Annotated in this window: 10 protein-coding genes and 1 pseudogene; 5 read left to right on the plus strand and 6 right to left on the minus strand. The window is 32.5% G+C overall.

What is annotated here, in order from left to right; genetic code table 11:
* Nucleotide 1: 1 nt before the first annotated feature.
* From F6U93_RS00945 to F6U93_RS00965, 5 genes and pseudogenes are all read left to right on the plus strand, one after another.
* Nucleotides 2-871 (plus strand): annotated as a pseudogene (locus tag F6U93_RS00945) (c-type cytochrome); the annotation flags it as partial.
* An 84-nt stretch (nucleotides 872-955) separates the two neighbouring features.
* A complete protein-coding gene (locus F6U93_RS00950) occupies nucleotides 956-1,654 on the plus strand; it encodes a formylglycine-generating enzyme family protein (protein WP_150935948.1) in 699 nt (232 codons plus the stop codon).
* Between the two features lie 92 nt (nucleotides 1,655-1,746).
* The gene (locus F6U93_RS14980; protein ID WP_394349740.1) at nucleotides 1,747-2,049 is read left to right on the plus strand and encodes an SCO family protein; all 303 of its coding nucleotides are present in this window, start codon (nucleotides 1,747-1,749) and stop codon (nucleotides 2,047-2,049) included.
* A gap of 579 nt (nucleotides 2,050-2,628) precedes the next feature.
* A complete protein-coding gene (locus F6U93_RS00960) occupies nucleotides 2,629-4,095 on the plus strand; it encodes a circularly permuted type 2 ATP-grasp protein (protein WP_150935950.1) in 1,467 nt (488 codons plus the stop codon).
* A 7-nt stretch (nucleotides 4,096-4,102) separates the two neighbouring features.
* Nucleotides 4,103-5,083, plus strand: a complete 981-nt coding sequence (locus F6U93_RS00965; RefSeq protein ID WP_150935952.1) for an alpha-E domain-containing protein — start codon at nucleotides 4,103-4,105, stop codon at nucleotides 5,081-5,083.
* A 163-nt stretch (nucleotides 5,084-5,246) separates the two neighbouring features.
* Here F6U93_RS00965 and F6U93_RS00970 read toward each other — a convergent pair whose 3' ends face one another.
* From F6U93_RS00970 to F6U93_RS00995, 6 genes are all read right to left on the minus strand, one after another.
* Entirely contained in the window at nucleotides 5,247-6,173 is a 927-nt protein-coding gene (locus F6U93_RS00970) for a transglutaminase family protein (RefSeq protein WP_150935954.1), read from the minus strand.
* Nucleotides 6,174-8,735, minus strand: coding sequence for a circularly permuted type 2 ATP-grasp protein (locus F6U93_RS00975; RefSeq protein WP_150935956.1), 2,562 nt, complete (start codon nucleotides 8,733-8,735; stop codon nucleotides 6,174-6,176). It lies immediately after the preceding gene.
* Nucleotides 8,736-8,869: 134 nt separating this feature from the next.
* Nucleotides 8,870-12,202, minus strand: a complete 3,333-nt coding sequence (locus F6U93_RS00980; RefSeq protein ID WP_150935958.1) for a transglutaminase family protein — start codon at nucleotides 12,200-12,202, stop codon at nucleotides 8,870-8,872.
* A gap of 387 nt (nucleotides 12,203-12,589) precedes the next feature.
* Nucleotides 12,590-14,683 (minus strand): HAD family hydrolase, encoded by a 2,094-nt coding sequence (locus F6U93_RS00985; protein ID WP_150935960.1) that lies wholly within the window; start codon nucleotides 14,681-14,683, stop codon nucleotides 12,590-12,592.
* Nucleotides 14,684-14,727: 44 nt separating this feature from the next.
* Nucleotides 14,728-16,815, minus strand: coding sequence for an HAD family hydrolase (locus F6U93_RS00990; RefSeq protein ID WP_150935961.1), 2,088 nt, complete (start codon nucleotides 16,813-16,815; stop codon nucleotides 14,728-14,730).
* A 210-nt stretch (nucleotides 16,816-17,025) separates the two neighbouring features.
* A complete protein-coding gene (locus tag F6U93_RS00995) occupies nucleotides 17,026-17,844 on the minus strand; it encodes a DUF1853 family protein (protein ID WP_150935963.1) in 819 nt (272 codons plus the stop codon).

The following is a 17,844-nucleotide window of genomic DNA, read 5'->3' on the forward strand; positions in this document are numbered from 1 at the left end:
AGTCAAAATGGAAATTTTGGAGCAAGAAGGTGAAATGACAGATGAGGTTAAATATATGTATTGGACTTTTGGTGGTACCGTACCAGGAAGTTTTATTAGAACTCGAGTAGGAGATGAAGTTGAATTTCATTTACAAAATCACCCAGACAACAAATTACCTCATAATATTAATATGCATGCTGTAACTGGACCAGGAGGAGGTGCAGAATCTTTATTTGTGGCTCCTGGTCATGAAAAAGTATTTTCGTTTAAAACCTTACATCCAGGTTTGTATGTTTACCACTGTGCTACGGCGCCTGTAGGCATGCAGCCGAAGGTGCAGCTATGATGGAATTTAAAGTTGCTGTGCCAGTAACATTTATACTAGTCGATCATTCAATTTTTAGAGCTTTTAACAAAGGAGCTTTAGGGATGCTTAAAGTCGAAGGCGAAGAAAATAAGACTATTTATTCTGGCGAAATTAGCGATGGAATCTATTTACCTTGAAGGACCAAGAATTCATCACATGCCAACAACAAATGTGGTTGTAGAATCTAACACTTCGGCGCAATCTTTTGATGAACAAATGGAATACGGTAAACAAGTTTATATGAAAACCTGTTATGCTTATCATCAAGCTGAAGGGCAGGGGATTCCAAGCGCTTTTCCTCCTTTAGCAAATTCAGATTATTTAAACGCAGATGTAGATCGTGCTATTGGAATTGTTTTACACGGAAAAACAGGTGAAATTACAGTGAATGGTGAAAAATACTACACTGTCATGACCAGACAAATGTTGACTACAGAAGAAATTGCCAACATAATGACTTATGTTTATAACAGTTGGGGCAATTCCAAAAAAGTGGTTGAAAAAGTTAAAAACAAAAAATAGTTAATAGTATGCTAAGCCAAGTCTTTAGATTATTAGTCGTTTTTTTTATACATACAAACAGCCCTTAATGCCCAATCTAAAGACATGACTATCATTAAAGGTAGTCGGTATATCCCTTTGTACGGAAGGGATTCTACAGTCGTCGAAGTCAAAGATTTTGAAATGGATATTTATCCGGTAACAAATTCAGAATATTTGGAGTTTTTAAAAAAGTATCCTAAATGGCGCAAATCTCAAGTTATAAGTTTGTTTTCAGATAAAAGTTATCTCGCTAATTATACTTCAGATTTAGAAATTCAGCCAACTTTAAAACCCAATAACGCCGCTACTTATATCTCATGGTATGCTGCAAAGGCTTATTGTGAATGCCAAGGCAAGCGCTTACCAACGGTTGATGAATGGGAATATGTGGCTATGGCAGACGAAACCACAAAAGATGCGAGAATAAAACCAGAGTATAATGCAAAAATACTTTCATGGTATGAAGCGCCGCGGACCAATGAAAATGTCATTGGGCTAACGCCTAAAAATGTTTGGGGTGTTTATGATTTGCATGGTTTGGTTTGGGAATGGACCTTGGATTTTAATTCTGTATTAATTACAGGGGAGTCTAGAAAAAATGTTGATAAAGACAATAATTTATTCTGCGGAAGCGCTGCTTTAAACGCCATCGATTTAATGAACTATGCCGCTTTTATGCGTTACGCCATTCGGGTGAGCTTAAAAGCAAAATATTATATGAAGAACCTAGGGTTTAGATGTGTAAAAGATGTACAAAAATAATGTTATGAAACTACTTAAAATCATGTTTAGCCTTTTTGCTATCACGATCTGTTTGGTGGCATGCAGTTCTAAAGGATCAAATAATAAAAAAGGTGATAGAAACTACCAAGCAAGTCACTGATAGTAATGTGATTTCTGAAAATTCCATTTTCAACCTAACTTCAAAATGGCAAACTGAAGAAGATAAAACCATCGAACTTAGAGACCTGAAAGGAAAAACTTTAGTGATGGTGATGATTTATACGACTTGCAAAGCAGCTTGTCCTAGTCTTGTAGCAGATATGCGAAATATTGAAAATAAAATTCCAAAAGAAAACCTTGATGGTTTAAACTTTATACTAATAAGTATTGACCCTAAAACGGATACTCCAGAACGCTTGAATGTTTTGCTATAGAAAACCATATGAATGATAAACAATGGACCTTTTTACAGGGTACAGAAAGTGGTGTTCGTGAGTTGGCTAATGTATTAGCTATGAAATACAAGCAAATTTCACCCATAGATTTTTAGCATTCAAACATCATATCGGTCTTCAATAATAAGGGTGAATTAGTGCATCAACAAGAAGGGGTTTAGGGGTAGATAATGAATCTACCGTACAAACTATTCTTGAATTAGTACAAGAATAGGATCTTATGTTGTAATTCCTAACTTTGATCTAAGGTATAATGTATTTGTTTTTAATGTTTTAGTATTTATTTACATCAATCACATTTGTTTATTAAACACTATTTAATCCATTTTTAATTAAAAAAAAATTACGAAATATGCAGTATAACCTTAGAGTTATAGGTTTTACAGGTCGTTTTTTGATTATAAATTTTTTATTATTTAAGTAATCACTCTTTTAATTGTTAAATACGCAACAGATATAAGTGCTCTAAAAAAAGTACTTACCACAAATAGTAATTTGTCAATAAATATTTATTAAATTTAAATCATTGACGAAGGTTTAATTACTAAAATATAAAATTTGAAAGACGCTATTAACCTGCCATTATTTTCTTCATATGAGTTTGATTCTAGATTTTATGATGAATTGTTTTCTAAAAGAGAGGACGTTAGGTCCATTTACACCAAATTATTTGAGTTGTTTGGGTCTTATTCTGTATCCGAATTTAATAGACTAAACATTCAGGCAAAAGATTCTTTTTTCAATTCAGGAATCACATTTCAGGTTTATGGTGACAATGAAGTAAACGAAAAAATATTTCCTTTCGATTTATTTCCTAGAATCATAGAACATAATGAATGGGAAACCATTGAAACAGGAGTTTTACAAAGAAGTAAGGCATTAAATTTGTTTCTTTGGGATGTTTATCATGATCAAAAAATCATAAAGCAAGGTATTGTTCCAAAAGAACTCATAGAATCTTCGGTGAACTTTTTACCAGAAATGATCAATTTAGATCCTCCAGAAGGCATCTACAACCACATTTCTGGAACTGATTTAATCAAGCATTCCGATGGTAATTACTATGTTTTAGAAGATAATATTCGTTGTCCGTCTGGAGTGAGCTATGTGATTGGAAATCGAGGTGCCGTAAAACATGCATTATTTGGTGTTTTTAACCAATATAAGGCGCATACCATTGTTAATTATGGTTCTAAGCTTTTAGAAACCATGCAATCTGTAAAGCCTACAGGTGTAGATAATCCAGTTTGCGTGATTATTACGCCAGGAGTTTATAATTCGGCTTATTATGAACACTGCTTTTTAGCCAAACAAATGGGAATTCTTTTAGTGGAAGGTCGTGATTTATTTGTTGAAAATGACTTTGTTTACATGAAAACCATTTATGGTATTGAAAAAGTTGATGTCATTTATAGGAGAGTTGATGATTTGTTTCTAGATCCGTTAGTTTTTAAACCAGATTCTCTATTAGGCGTTCTAGGGTTATTTTCGGTGTATTTAAAAGGGAATGTGGCATTAGTAAATGCTCCAGGAACTGGTGTGGCGGACGATAAAGCCATTTACACTTATATGCCGGAAATCATAAAATATTACTTAGATGAAGATGCCATATTAAACAATGTACATACATACCATTGTAGTCGTAAAAATGAATTGAACTATGTATTAGAAAATATTGATAAGCTGGTTATAAAACCAGTTGATGAATCTGGTGGTTATGGGATTTCAATTGGAAATAAACTGAGTGAGGCAGAAATAGAAAAAGTAAAAGAAACTATAAAAAAAGAACCAAGAAAGTACATTGCGCAACCCATCATGTCACTTTCAACGCACCCCACATATATTGATGACAGTCAATCGTTTGAATCAAGGCATGTGGATTTGAGAACCTTTACTTTATTGGGTAAAGATATTGATTTTGTGCTTAAAGGAGGCTTAACCAGAGTCGCACTTAAAAAAGGAAATTTAGTAGTGAATTCATCACAAGGTGGTGGTTCAAAAGATACATGGGTATTAAAAAAATAGGATATATATGTTAGCAAGAGTAGCAAATAATTTATTTTGGATGGGAAGATATATTGAACGATCTGAACATGTAGCACGATTTTTAAGGGTTAATTATTTTTCATCTTTAGATGCTCCAGATGAATTATCGCAATCGAGGCAATTTGTCTTGAGATCGGTGATGTACATGGCCGCGAATGAAATTATAGATTCAGACATCGCTTTGGAAGAGGAAGAAGTTCTTTACAATGTGGGTTTAAATCAAGATACACCATATTCCATTGTAAACGGTTTTGTCAACGCACACGAGAATGCTAGAAGTGCACGAGATTTAATTTCCAATGAGTTATTTGAAACTATCAATAGAATTAAACATACTATTAAAGGATATTCCGTTGAAAAACTGGTAAAGAGTCAGTTATATGATTTCTCAATCATTGTTTCGGATGCCACTTCAGAAATCAAAAGCAAAATAGAAAGCACTTTATTGCATGATGAAGTTTACGCTATTATTATGTTAGGTATTCATATTGAACGTGGGTTGCAAGTCGCGCGGATTATCAATTCTAAAGTTAGTGATGCCAGTACGGTTAAGAATATTTATGGCGACAAGGTAGATGGTAATTATCAATGGAGCACTTTATTAAAGTGTGTGTTGTCTTATGATATGATGCGTAGAAGCTATAAAAAAACCCCAGAAAGAATTAATACTTTGGAATTTTTAATACTAAATTCGAAATGTCCGAGATCAATAAAAGACAGCTTGAATAAAATGAATAATTACATTTGTATGATTTCAAAGCAACATGAAAAACCTGTAAATTCTGCAGCTTTTTTAATTGGGAAAATGGCTTCTGAATTTGAGTACAAGTTGATTGATGAAATTGATAATAATTTAGAAGAATGCCTTGCTAACTTGATTGTTAAATTAGCTGATATTGCTGAAAAATTAGAAGAAGATTACTTTGATATTTCTCACAGTTTAGAGGTTAAGAAAGTAAAAGCCTAGTTGTTTTTAAATAAAACTTTCTAAAGTGTAATTTTCGTCAACCTGAACTTCTGCCTGCCGACATGCACGGTGATTCAGGTTGTCATATAAGTGGATTATCAATGAATTATAATACTCTGAAATAAACTCAGAAGGACTTATTTTTATACTTTTAGTCAGTCTTTTAACTTTGAGTTTGACTTTGTTGTTGCGTAGCCGGTTTTGCCGGTCTTAAATCTACAGAAACTTCCATATCGTTTTTTCCTGTTGAATAAATCACACCTTTAAGAGGAGGTACATCGTAATAATCACGACCATGAGCGACAACTATATGTTGGTCTTTAGGAATTTGATTGTTTGTAGGATCAAAATCTACCCAGCCATGAGAAGGGATATATACCGAAAACCAAGCATGAGAAGCATCGGTTCCTATTAATTTTTCTTTGCCTTCCGGCGGAAGCGTTTCAATGTAACCACTTACATATCTAGCAGGTATACCCATAGATCGTACGCATGCAATAGCAACTTGAGCAAAATCTTGACAAACACCTTTTTTAGCTTTCATCACATCATCTAAAGGTGTAGCAATATTGGTAAAGCCTGAAACAAAATCAAAATCTATAAAAATGCGTTGCATGAGTTCATGCGCAGCCTCATAAAGAGAACGCTCTGGCTTAAAAGAAACTTTAGCGTATTTTCTTATTTCAGGAGTTATTTTTGAAATTAATGGTGAAAATAATTGAAATTGTCTGGCATTAACCGTTTCATCATCAACACCTTTTAATAAACTTAAAGCCGAAGACACAGTGATACTATCACGTTTTTTAATATCATCCTCTGATACCTGAAGACTAAAATCACGCTTTATCTTACTTCGTGAAATCACTATCAGTTCCTCATGATTTTCTTGAATATCAAACCGTGCAACCGTATTACCAAAAAAGTCAACACGTTGTGATATTTCAGTAGGTTTCGGACTAATTTCTAAGCTGTATTCCAACAATTCTTGACCCTTGAAATTTTTAGGTTTAAGTGTCGCTAAGTTGTGACAAAATGAAGCGCCTTGTTCGTATTTGTATTTTGTTTTATGCCAGAGATCAAAGACTACCATTTAATTTGTGATATTTCGGTTAACCAATTGCTTTTGCTGTTGTGAGTGATTGAAATAGGTATCAGAAATCGCCATTGAGGTTACGTGAAATAAATCACTTAATTCTGATAATAAAGTGTCCAGTTTCAAGCGTATTTTAGATTTTTCATCCACTTCTAAAATAGCCTCTAGAGTAATGTTTTCTATTAAACTTAAAGCTTTATCTATATTTATTTGACAAACCGTAGGTTCATTATTTAAGCCGTTATTAGGCAGTTTATTGATATCCTTTTGCAATCTTGTAATCTGATAGCTAAATGACCTGGTGTATTCATTATCTAAAAGCAATAATTTGAGCACATTTTCAAGACTTAAATACGACTTATAACTATACCTATATATATTCAAACTTTCATGGCTAGATAATAGCGATTCTAGAATTTCATATTCTAAATCTTCATCATGATTTACAACAACAAGTGCTCTAAATTTCTCAATGGTAATAGAAGCTTCTTCGAGTTGAAGTCCAATAAAATAGAGTAGGAGCCCTTGTCTTACCATAATACTTTCTTCGGTAAGCGCCATAAAAGCAATAAGTCTGGTAATAATTTTATCAAAGAACTTAGTCATGGCATAAACACTATAGTTTTCTTCAGTCTTAAAATTTTTCCAAATTTTATCAATACTATCAAAAACACGCCACATGTCTTTAGACCATAAGTTCCTCAAAGTAAAATATGAGCCATTGAAACTTTGTAAGCTTTGAGCAAAACTTCCAATACGTGTCTCATCTATAACCACAGAAATTATTTCTTTAAGTGGATCTTTAAGCATGTCATCTCCCTTTTCTTCATCAAAGAAACCAGGGAAAGTAGAGGTTATTGTGGTAATAGAATGATATAGAATATTTAAACTCTCTGAATTGGGTTGATACTTGCTATTGAATTGTGTATTGGTCATTTGGTTCAAAACCATACGAATGTATCGAGCGGTTAATAAAGTTCTCGCTACATATCTTCCTGACCAAAATAGATTTTCAGCTGTATTACTAGGCACATCATTGATGCTAATAATATTATTAGGGAAGGTTTTATTCCAAGAATACAGTTGAAGCTGATTTTCTTTTTGTTCGCCAACCACCCAAAAATCTTTACTCGTTCCACCACGTTGATTGGAAACAAATAATTTTTCACGCTCTGCAGCAACACGCACCAAACCCCCAGGCATCACACTATAACCGTCTCCTTTAGCAATAGAAAAAGTTCGACATAATATTTTACGAGGTTCTAGTTTTTCATTAACAAAGTTAGGAGCGGTTGAAAAATAAATTTTTTCTTGAGCAACATATTGATTCGGATTTGTTAGAATGTCTTTTTTAAGCTTTTTTAGTTCTTTTTTAGATAAAAACTCACAAAATATAATGTTTTCACGTTGCGAACGGTCAATTTTCTTAACCACAAAAGACGTTAAATTGTCAAAAACATGATTACGCTCTTTTTCTTGTCCGCACCACCAAGAAGCAATTTGTGGCAAAATTAATTTCTCATCAAGGAAATATTTACAAATATTTTCCATAAACGGAATTAAGCCTGGGTTTTCTAAAACACCGCTTCCAATAGGGTTTACAATAGCCACGTTTTGTTGTCGTACCACTTCAAGTAAACCAGCGACACCTAAATAAGAATCTTCACGAAGTTCTAATGGATCCATAAAAGCATCATCAACACGACGTAATATGACATGAACCTGCTTTAAACCTTTTAAGGATTTCACCCAAACTTTGCCGTTTCTAACCACTAAATCATTGCCTTTAACCAAAGGGTAACCTAGAAAATTAGATAAATAAGCATGTTCGAAATAAGTTTCATTATGAGGTCCAGGCGTTAAAATAACAATGGTAGGGTTGCTTTTATTTTCAGGAACAGCACTAAGTAATAATTGATTAAAATCTTTAAAGAATTTTGACGGTTGTTTGACATTAATATTATCAAACAACTCAGGGATCACGCGACTATTAGACAATCTGTTTTCCAAAGCATAGCCCATGCCAGAAGGTGCTTGAGTACGATCGTTCACCACCCACATGCGTCCGTCAGGGCCACGAGCTAAGTCTACCGCATGAATAGATAATTGCTTAGCTGTTTTATATTGAATTTTATCACAAGCCCTTAAAAATCCACGATGAGCATAAAGCACTTCAGGAGGGACAATGCCTTCCTTGAGCAATTTACGTTCACCATAAATATCTTTAAGAATTAAATTTAAAAGTTCAGAACGTTGCTGAATGCCTTTTTCTACTAAACGCCATTCTTTTTGTTGAATGATGAAAGGGATGATATTTAAATTCCAAGGTCTATTTAACCCATTAGGATCATTATAAACATTGTAAGTTACCCCATTTTCAGCCAAAAGCCAATCAATTTCAGATTGTTTAGAAGCCAGTTCTTTACTACCAATTTTCAATAAATTATCCAACAGACTTTTCCAATCAGGTTTGATGGTCATGTCTGCAGTTAATAATTCGTCATACTTACTAAAATCCTTAAAGTAATTTTCGAATATGGTATTTTCTTTTGTCTCCATTAATTTGGATTCCTTAATCTTGATATGGTCACTAAAAAGCAATTCAAGACATTAATTTACTTTAACTCACTACAACAAAAAGGTTATAGTGAGTTAAATAAAGATAATCTCAATATTAATTTAAAGCAACTTTATTATTTCTTTCTTAAATCTAATGTGTAAGGGAATTCAAAATTAACTGGTAGTTCTTTATATTTAAATCGTTTCGAGCTTCCTTTTTCTTCAACCGTTCTATTCGGATTATCGGTGTCTGGGTTGATTTCTTCTACAGCCTCCATTTCACCTTGCGAATGACCAAATTCCCAGAAACGGTTAATTCTTCTTGACTCTGCTTCAAAACTATTCACAGGATATGATTCATAAGATCGCCCTCCAGGATGAGATACAAAATAAGTACATCCTCCAATAGAACGTCTATTCCAGGTATCAACAATATCAAAAACTAACGGCGTATCGACTGGTATGGTAGGGTGTAATGCAGAGTAAGGATCCCAAGCTTTATACTTGACTCCAGCTACATATTCACCTTGAACACCAGTGCTTTTTAATTGAACTTTTACACCGTTGCAAGTTAACACAAATCTTTCATCTATGAAATTAGAAACTTTAACTTGTAACCGCTCTAAAGAAGAGTCTACATAACGAGCGGTTCCGCCACCAGTCATTTCTTCACCTAAAACATTCCAAGGCTCAATACCTGCTCGCAATTCCATGTGAATTTTGTTGATTTCAACCATACCATGCAATGGAAATCTAAATTCAAAAAACGGATTAAACCATTCTTCTTTAAAAGCATATCCAGCACGGTTAAGTTGATTTACGACATCTTTAATGTCTTCACGAACATAATGCTCGATTAAAAACTTATCATGTAATTCGGTACCCCAACGCACTAAATTGTGTTCGTAAGGTTTTTTCCAGAACCAGGCTACCAAAGTTCTAACTAGTAGCATTTGAGTTAAACTCATTTGTGGGTGTGGTGGCATGTCAAAACCACGAAGTTCTAATATTCCTAATCGTCCTGAAGACGAATCAGGAGAATATAATTTGTCAATACAAAATTCTGCGCGGTGGGTATTTCCAGTAAGGTCAGTCAATAGATGCCTGAATAATCTATCGGTTAACCAATAAGGCACTTCACTATCTTTAGGAATTTGACTAAAGGCGATTTCCAATTCATATAAATTTTCCATGCGCGCTTCATCAATTCTAGGTGCCTGACTTGTAGGTCCTACAAAAGCACCAGAGAATAAATACGTTAACCCTGGGTGATGTTGCCAAAACGTTAGTAAACTACGAAGTAAACTAGGCTTACGAAGCAGTGGACTATCCTGTGGTGTTGTACCTCCAAGCGTTACATGGTTTCCACCTCCGGTTCCAGTATGTTTGCCATCAAGCATGAATTTTTCAGTACCAAGACGCGATTGTTTCGCCAGATCATATAAAGTAAATGTGTTATGACATAATTCTTCCCAGTTTTTAACAGGATGTACATTCACCTCAATAACAGCAGGATCGGGAGTGATTTTTAGAGATTCGAGTCGGTAATCTTTTGGTGGTTCGTACCCTTCTAAAATCACCGGAATATTAAGTTCTTTGGCCGTCATTTCTATAGAAGCAATTAAATCTAAAAAGATTTCAGCCGATTCTAATGGTGGTAAGAACAGATAAAGTTTTCCGTCTCTAATTTCAGCACAAAGCGCTGTTCTTACAAAATAATTTGGTGTATTAAGGTCTAAACCATTATTACAGTAATCTTCATAACGGGCCTTTACAATGTTTTTAAAACTAGGAAGCCTTCCTTTTATTTTAAAAAGTTCTGGTTCGTATATTGGAAAAATTTCATGCTCAGGTCTAGATTCTAAAGACGCCAATGGTAAACGTAGACCAATAGGGGAGTCTCCAGGTGTTAAGTAAAGATGTCTTCTTCTAAAAGTCCATGCGCTTGTAAACCATTTATTTTCGGTTTTATTGAGCGGTAAAAGATACCCAACAGGGTTATTAATGCCTCTTTCAAAAATTTCATTAACCTTTTTCTTGGCCAATTCACCGTCTTCATCTTCCTCAGGATCGTAATCTGTTGGTAAGTTTCCTTGTTCATATAAATAGTAAAAAGGATCTTCGTAGGTCGGTTTAATATGTTCATTAGTCACACTTAAATATTTGGTTAGTGTTTCTAAGAACAATTTATCTGAATGCTGCGGAACAACTAAATCATCAACATAAGTGGCTAGTAAATTCTTATTATACCAAATTGGTCTTCCGTCTTTACGCCAGCAGATTTCTATTTGCCAACGTGGTAAAGGTTCACCAGGATACCATTTTCCTTGGGCATGATGTAATACACCTCCTTTTCCAAAAGCATCATGAAGTTTTATAGATAAATCTTTAGCTAATTTTCGTTTCATCGGACCGTCAGCTGTCGTGTTCCATTCAGGAGATTCTAAATCATCAATAGAGATAAAAGTAGGCTCACCACCCATGGTTAGACGAACATCTCCCTTTTGAAGTTGTTTTTCAACTTTAACTCCAAGTCTGTTTATGGCTTTCCATTGTTCTTCAGTATAAGGTTTTGTCACTCGAGGTGATTCAAAAATACGGGTTACTGAATTTTCAAATTCAAATTCTGTTTCACAAACATCGGTTGCTCCTGAAACAGGCGCAGCACTTTCAAACGAAGGCGTACATGCTAAAGGAATATGTCCTTCACCAGCGAGTAGGCCAGAGGTGGCATCAAAACCTATCCATCCCGCTCCAGGAAGATAGACTTCCGCCCAAGCGTGCAAATCGGTAAAATCTTCTTCAGGACCAGATGGCCCGTCTAATGATTTTTCATCAGATTTTAATTGTACTAAGTATCCCGAAACAAAACGCGCTCCAAAACCAAGATGGCGCAAGGTTTGTACAAATAGCCAAGCAAAATCTCTACAAGAACCATTTTTACGCTCTAAGGTTTCCTCACAAGATTGAACTCCAGGTTCCATCCTTATATTATAACTTAAATATTCATAGATCTTTCTATTAATATCAATTAAGAAATAAATGGTTTTTCTAGGAGTGAAATCTATGGTTTTTATAAAATCCTTTAGAAGATTTCCGTTATCAGTGATTTCTAAATAGGGGAGTAATTCCTTTTTTATAGTTTCACTGTATTTAAAAGGATACTCTTCAGCTGATTCTTCAATAAAAAAATCAAATGGATTAATCGTTTTTAAATCCGCTATAATTTCAACATCAATAGAGAGTTCATCTGTTTTATCGGGAAATACCAAGCGTGCCACATAATTACCAAAAGGATCTTGCTGCCAATTAAAAAACTGGTTTTCAGGTTTAATCTTAATAGAATAGGATTCAATGGGAGTTCGCGAGTGTGGTGCTGGCCTTAACCTAAAAATGTGAGGAGATAATGATACTTTTCTATCATATTTGTATTTCGTTTTGTGCGAGATTACGATTTTTAATGCCATAGATTACACTATAAATTTTAATGAATTAAAACGCTTATAATCAAATAAATATATGTTGTGGTTTCTGTTTGATTTGATCAGATCTATAACAAAATAGATGTTATTTCACTTGAAATCATTATACCTACACTTATTATTTTATAAGTTCATTCTAAAATTAGTAATAAATGAGTGAAAAACAGCTAAGAAAGCCTGTAAAAAACAGCCTGATTGTTTTTGATATAATTGTTTTAAACAGGGATAATTATGAATTTCATAATCTACATTTATAAAAAAGCGAAATTAAATTACATTTTGACTCTTTAAAGCATGCCCATTCACAAACATAATGTAACCTTCATTAGTTTATACTAAAAAGGATAGGAATTAGAATATTACTGTTAACTTCTATCTAAAATGGGCATATTTCAGATAAACTTTTTTACCTATTTGTTTTTTTAAAAATCTATTTAACAGAATGTAATAATATAGTGGAAAACTTGGAATAAAAAATAGTTTGTTTTTAGTATACAGGGTTAGCTTGGTTCGCATGACATAAGGAATAAGCTGTTCAGGTGAAATGATATAGTTTTTAAATGTAGATAGCTTATTTTTCAAACCAGTTAAAACATTCATTTCATAAAGAGACTCTCCAACTTCATTATTTCCGATATTATCATAAAACCCTTTAGATAAGTTAATGACACGATTCAATTTTCGCTTTGGAATAATGGTTCCTATTTTAAGCGCAAATTTTGTAATAATTTCTGAAGCTGTATCTAGATTATAACATACTAAATTGGTTTTTTCACAATAATCTTTAAACACATCAAACATGAAATCTTGAGTTTCTTTAATGTATTGATCGTAAACTTGTTTTTCATTCACTTCGTGATACTCGATAGTATATTGATCAGGATTATCCTTATAGCCCAATGTACTACCGTGAGGCGCCTGACTCAGTTGTTCATAAAGCTCCGTATTGGCCATCATTACTGAACTTGAAAAACTAGTAAATAAATTAACTTCAAAATTTAAACCTCTTCGATTAATGTTTTTTTCTTGATGCCCTATTTGATGTCTAAATTCTTTCAGGCCTAAATAATAACCATTTACTGTAATTTTTTTATCAAAATACTCATGTAATTTATCTTGCATAGTGCCTCCCCAACCAACATCAACTAATGTTACACCTTCTTCTTGATATGGCGCATTAAAAGAATCTAAGTAATTATTAAACGCTTTTTTTTGATTTTGTCTATTCGATTCATAATTAATTTTAAAAATGTCATTCTTAAGCAAGGCCTCAAAGGTTTCTGAATTGAAAAAATCTTTGATTATAACATCACTTGGCTCATTTAAATTGAGCGCCTCTATTATTAGTGTATGATCTTCTGTGCTAAAACTGAAGTTTTTCAGAAAATTATCTAAAGATATGTTTTTGTATTTATCTCTAAAATAAGTGAAATCTTCATTTTCTATTGATTTTAAAACTATTTGAAGAGCAGATTGCCTAGACATTTTTAAATAATGTGTGCTTATTGTATGTCCGTGTTTTAAACGATGTATCTCTTGATAATGATCAAAAAAACGTTTCAGATATAATCCTTCTCTAGCTAAAAAGAAAAGGTTTTTAATTTTTTTCTTCATGCATTCTGCATAAAGTTTTTCAGTAAAAAGAGCAAAAAACATGACGTAATCACTATAGGGAGGAGCTGTTTTACTGTTGCACCTAGTATAAATAGATTTTATAATTTGGTTATAGTCTTTGGTATCATTCCCTAAGACGAGTCTTTTTTGAATACGTTTTTGATCTTTATTAGGAATAAAATATGCTTTAATTCCAATTTTCTCAGCATTAATAAAATCGCTTTTATAGTTATCACCAAACATAGTCACCTGATCTGAAGTTATATCAAGTTGATCTAATAAATGCTCATAAATCCCGCCTACATGTTTACTAAAACCTTGATCGGAAGACACAAAAACAGCTTCAAAAATATCTGATAAACCATGGGCTTTAATTAATTTTTTAATTAATTTCTCAGAAGTATAAAAGTCGGATACACAATAAATTTTCAAACCTTTTGATTGAAGATGTTTTAAAGTGTTAACCGTTTCATCATTTAAAAATTGAACTGAATATTCTGTACTGCATTCAACCTCTTCACTAATTTTAATAAAATGCTCTATACTATTTGCGTGACCTTCTAAATTATTATTATTTAACCTCGTATATATTTCTGAAATTAAAACTTCATAATTAATTTCACTAGCGTCACGCTTCAAGGCGCTCACTAAGTATTTTGTAGATTCTAATCGCGTGAAATATAACTCATCAATACTCAACGGCATGGCTAACTGTTGAATCATTTTTTTAGCCCATAACCTTAGTACATAATTAGGATGCACTGTTCTATGCACGATGGTGTCAAAGTAATCGGAGAAAATGTGTTTTATTCTCGGGTTACTTAAAATTTCATCAGCAATTAATTTTCTCATAATTTGTATTATTGGTTAAGTTTCTGGAGTATCAAAATAATTACTTATCTAAAATGTGAATATTTTAAATACACACGTTTACCGAGTGTTTTTTTTGCTAAGCGATTTATTAATAAATAGTAATACAATGGAAATGTTGGAATGAAATACATTTTATTTTTATTGTATAATGTAAGTTTGGTACGTAATACATACTGGATTAATTTTTCTGGAGAAATCACGTAACTTCTTAAAGTAGAGATGTTCTTATTAATCATTTTTTTTATGCCCATTTCATAATTGGTAAATCCAACATCATTATTACCAATATTATTATAAAAACCATTAGATAACTCTTGAAACCTAATCAATTTTCGTTTAGAAATGATCGTTCCAATTTTAAGGGCATATTTTATACTAACTTCTTGTATTATATTCGAATTATAGCATATTTTTTTAGTATCACTGCAGTATTGTTTGAATATATTGAACATGAAATCCTGAGTGTCCTTAATAAAATCGTTATAGATTTTTTTTTCTGAAGGATTAAAATATTCTACAGTATAGTCTCCCGGAACATTTTTATAAGCTATAGTACTGCCGTGTGGTGCTTGTGCCAATTGCTCATAAACGCCAGTACTCGACATTAAAACACTTGATTCGAAACTACTAAATAAATTCACTTCAAAGTTTAAACCTCTTTTTCGATTTGTTGTGTTTTTATGTTCTAAAGGGTGTCTGAATTTTGTTATACCAAGATAATAACCATTCACTGGAAATTCACCATTGAAATAATTGAATAGTTTATCCTGCATAGTCCCAAACCAACCAATATCAACTAGGTTAATCCCTTCTTCCTTAGGAACTCCTAAAGAGTCAAAATAATTATTAAAAGCTTGTTTTTGATCTAATCGATTAGCTTCATAGGCTTTAATAAATACAGAGTTGTTTTTTATAACACGGTAAGTTTCACTCTCAAAAAAATCTGGAATAATTGCAGTTGTTTCTTTTATATTTATTGAATCGATAATCTCTTGTTTTTTATTTTCTGAGAAATTAAAGTTTTTCAGAAAATTGACTACTGATAAATTTTTTATAAACTCTCTAAAGTACTCAAAGTTTTCATCTTCAATAGGTTTGAAACTAATTTGTAACGCCGCTAAGCGAGACATTTTTAAATAATGTGTTTTTACTACAGGCCCGTTTTTTAGTTTATTAACTTCTTGAAAATAATCAAATAACCGTTTTAAAAACAAACCTTCACGAGCTAAAAATATTAAATTATTCAATTTCTTTTCTAAAGCTTGTTGATACAATTTTTCAGTAAATTGTTGAAAGAAAATGATGAAATCACTGTAAGGAGGAGCATCCTTAGCATTACATTTTTTATAAATATCTTTAATTAAATTTTTATAATCTTTAGTATCATTTCCAAAACGCAACTTCTTTTGTTTATTAATTTGAGCCGTATTAGGGATATGAAATGCTTTTATACCCGATTTTTCAGCATTTACAACATCACTTTTATAATTATCTCCTATCATGATAACCTGACCTGGCAAAATATTAAGTTTAGTCATTAAATGCTTATAAATACCACCTACATGCTTGCTCGACTTCTGTTCTGCAGAAACAAAAACATCATCAAAGAGGTATTCTAATCCGTGTGCTTTTATTAAATTTTTAATAAGATTTTCATTAGAGTAAAAATCGGAAATGCAATAAATTTTAATCCCTTCATTTTTCAACTGCTTCAGTGTATTTACAGTATCCATATTCAAGAATTGAACACTGATTTCACAACTAAATTCTGCTTCTTCGCTAATTAATGTGAAACTATTAAGATCACTAGAGTTGCCTAATAAACAATTGTTATCTAATCGTCTATAAATTTCACTTATAAGTTGGCTATAAGGAATTTCACCTGCATATACATGAAGAGATTCCATTAAAAAGATAGTTGACTCGTTTCTTAAAAAATAAAAATCATCGATACTTAACGGAAGTGCCAATTGTTGAATCATCTTTTTTGCCCATAAACGCAACACGAAGTTCGGGTGTACACATCTATGAACAATAGTGTCAAAATAATCAGTAAAAATAAATTTTACATCTTTATTTACGGACAAGTAGTTAATAATTTCTTTTCTCATATAAACAATATGACTAATAAAATAAAAACAATGCAACTCCAACTGTTTCTTTTATTAAACAGATTGAAAACATTAAACTAGACTAAGAAAGAGAGAGCACTATCAAAAGAACAAAAGTATCTAGTCGCGAGTGCAATAAAATCGTCTAAATACCGAATAATTAGTTGATTTAGTTTTTCTATGGTTTTTTACAGATCAGTGAAGATTATTTTAGGTCCACCACACTACAAAGTACTTATTTATTTGACCATTTGGCTGTTTAATCCAAATAAGTGGAGCGGTTTCATTTTTAATCAAGGGCATCAGTTGTTCAATAAAAGTAGAGTAGGTGGCCCAATTTAAATGGTTTTGAGGTTCTTGTAGCCAATCTATTTTATTCGGAAGTAAAAAATTACAATTTTTAAACTGATCAATTTTAGAATAATGAATATAAAAGCCACTTACACAAGCTTCGTTGAGTTGCTTAAATTCAGGGATTGCTTTTCCAAATGGGATAAATAATTGGGCTTTAAAATACACGCTTTGGGTTATCTTTACTGGTTTTAATCCTAATTTAAGTAAAACGGAAGAGGCGTGTGGATTAAAAATTAAAGGCAACTGTTTTTCCTTTAATTTAGTTAGTTTTTGAATTAAGGAATCTTTTCGATTTGGGCCAATCCAATGTTCTATTTCAGTTTCACCTACATTAGCATCATAGAGGTAAAATTTGAACACAATTTCAAGATGAACAGTAGTATTATTATGTTCTAAAATACAATCAATTTCACCAACGGTTTGTTTTCCATTCTGAATTTGAGTGTTATGTAAAAGGATTTTTATCTCATTATGCTCTTGAAGTTCAAAAAACACAAACTGCTCAACACGTTTACCCAATCGCGTATTAGGTTCCTTCATTGACTCAAAACGAGGAAGTGCCGTAGTAACTAAATTTAACTGGTTTATCCCCATTAAATCCTTTCCTTTCCATAGAAGGTGCGTATTAAAATAACCTTCAAATTGCCTTTGTACACGGTTTGGGTGATCATTCAT

This window comes from Pseudotamlana haliotis, from assembly GCF_008806375.1.
Classification (GTDB): Bacteria; Bacteroidota; Bacteroidia; order Flavobacteriales; family Flavobacteriaceae; genus Pseudotamlana; species Pseudotamlana haliotis.

Excerpts from the sequence above, each read along its gene's own strand:
- F6U93_RS00970 (WP_150935954.1), bottom strand. The coding sequence starts at position 6,173 with ATGGTAGTCTTTGATCTCTGGCATAAAACAAAATACAAATACGAACAA.
- F6U93_RS00985 (WP_150935960.1), bottom strand. The coding sequence starts at position 14,683 with ATGAGAAAATTAATTGCTGATGAAATTTTAAGTAACCCGAGAATAAAA.
- F6U93_RS00980 (WP_150935958.1), bottom strand. The coding sequence starts at position 12,202 with ATGGCATTAAAAATCGTAATCTCGCACAAAACGAAATACAAATATGAT.
- F6U93_RS00990 (WP_150935961.1), bottom strand. The coding sequence starts at position 16,815 with ATGAGAAAAGAAATTATTAACTACTTGTCCGTAAATAAAGATGTAAAA.
- F6U93_RS00975 (WP_150935956.1), bottom strand. The coding sequence starts at position 8,735 with ATGGAGACAAAAGAAAATACCATATTCGAAAATTACTTTAAGGATTTT.
- F6U93_RS00995 (WP_150935963.1), bottom strand. The coding sequence starts at position 17,844 with ATGAATGATCACCCAAACCGTGTACAAAGGCAATTTGAAGGTTATTTT.
- F6U93_RS00965 (WP_150935952.1), top strand. The coding sequence starts at position 4,103 with ATGTTAGCAAGAGTAGCAAATAATTTATTTTGGATGGGAAGATATATT.
- F6U93_RS00950 (WP_150935948.1), top strand. The coding sequence starts at position 956 with ATGACTATCATTAAAGGTAGTCGGTATATCCCTTTGTACGGAAGGGAT.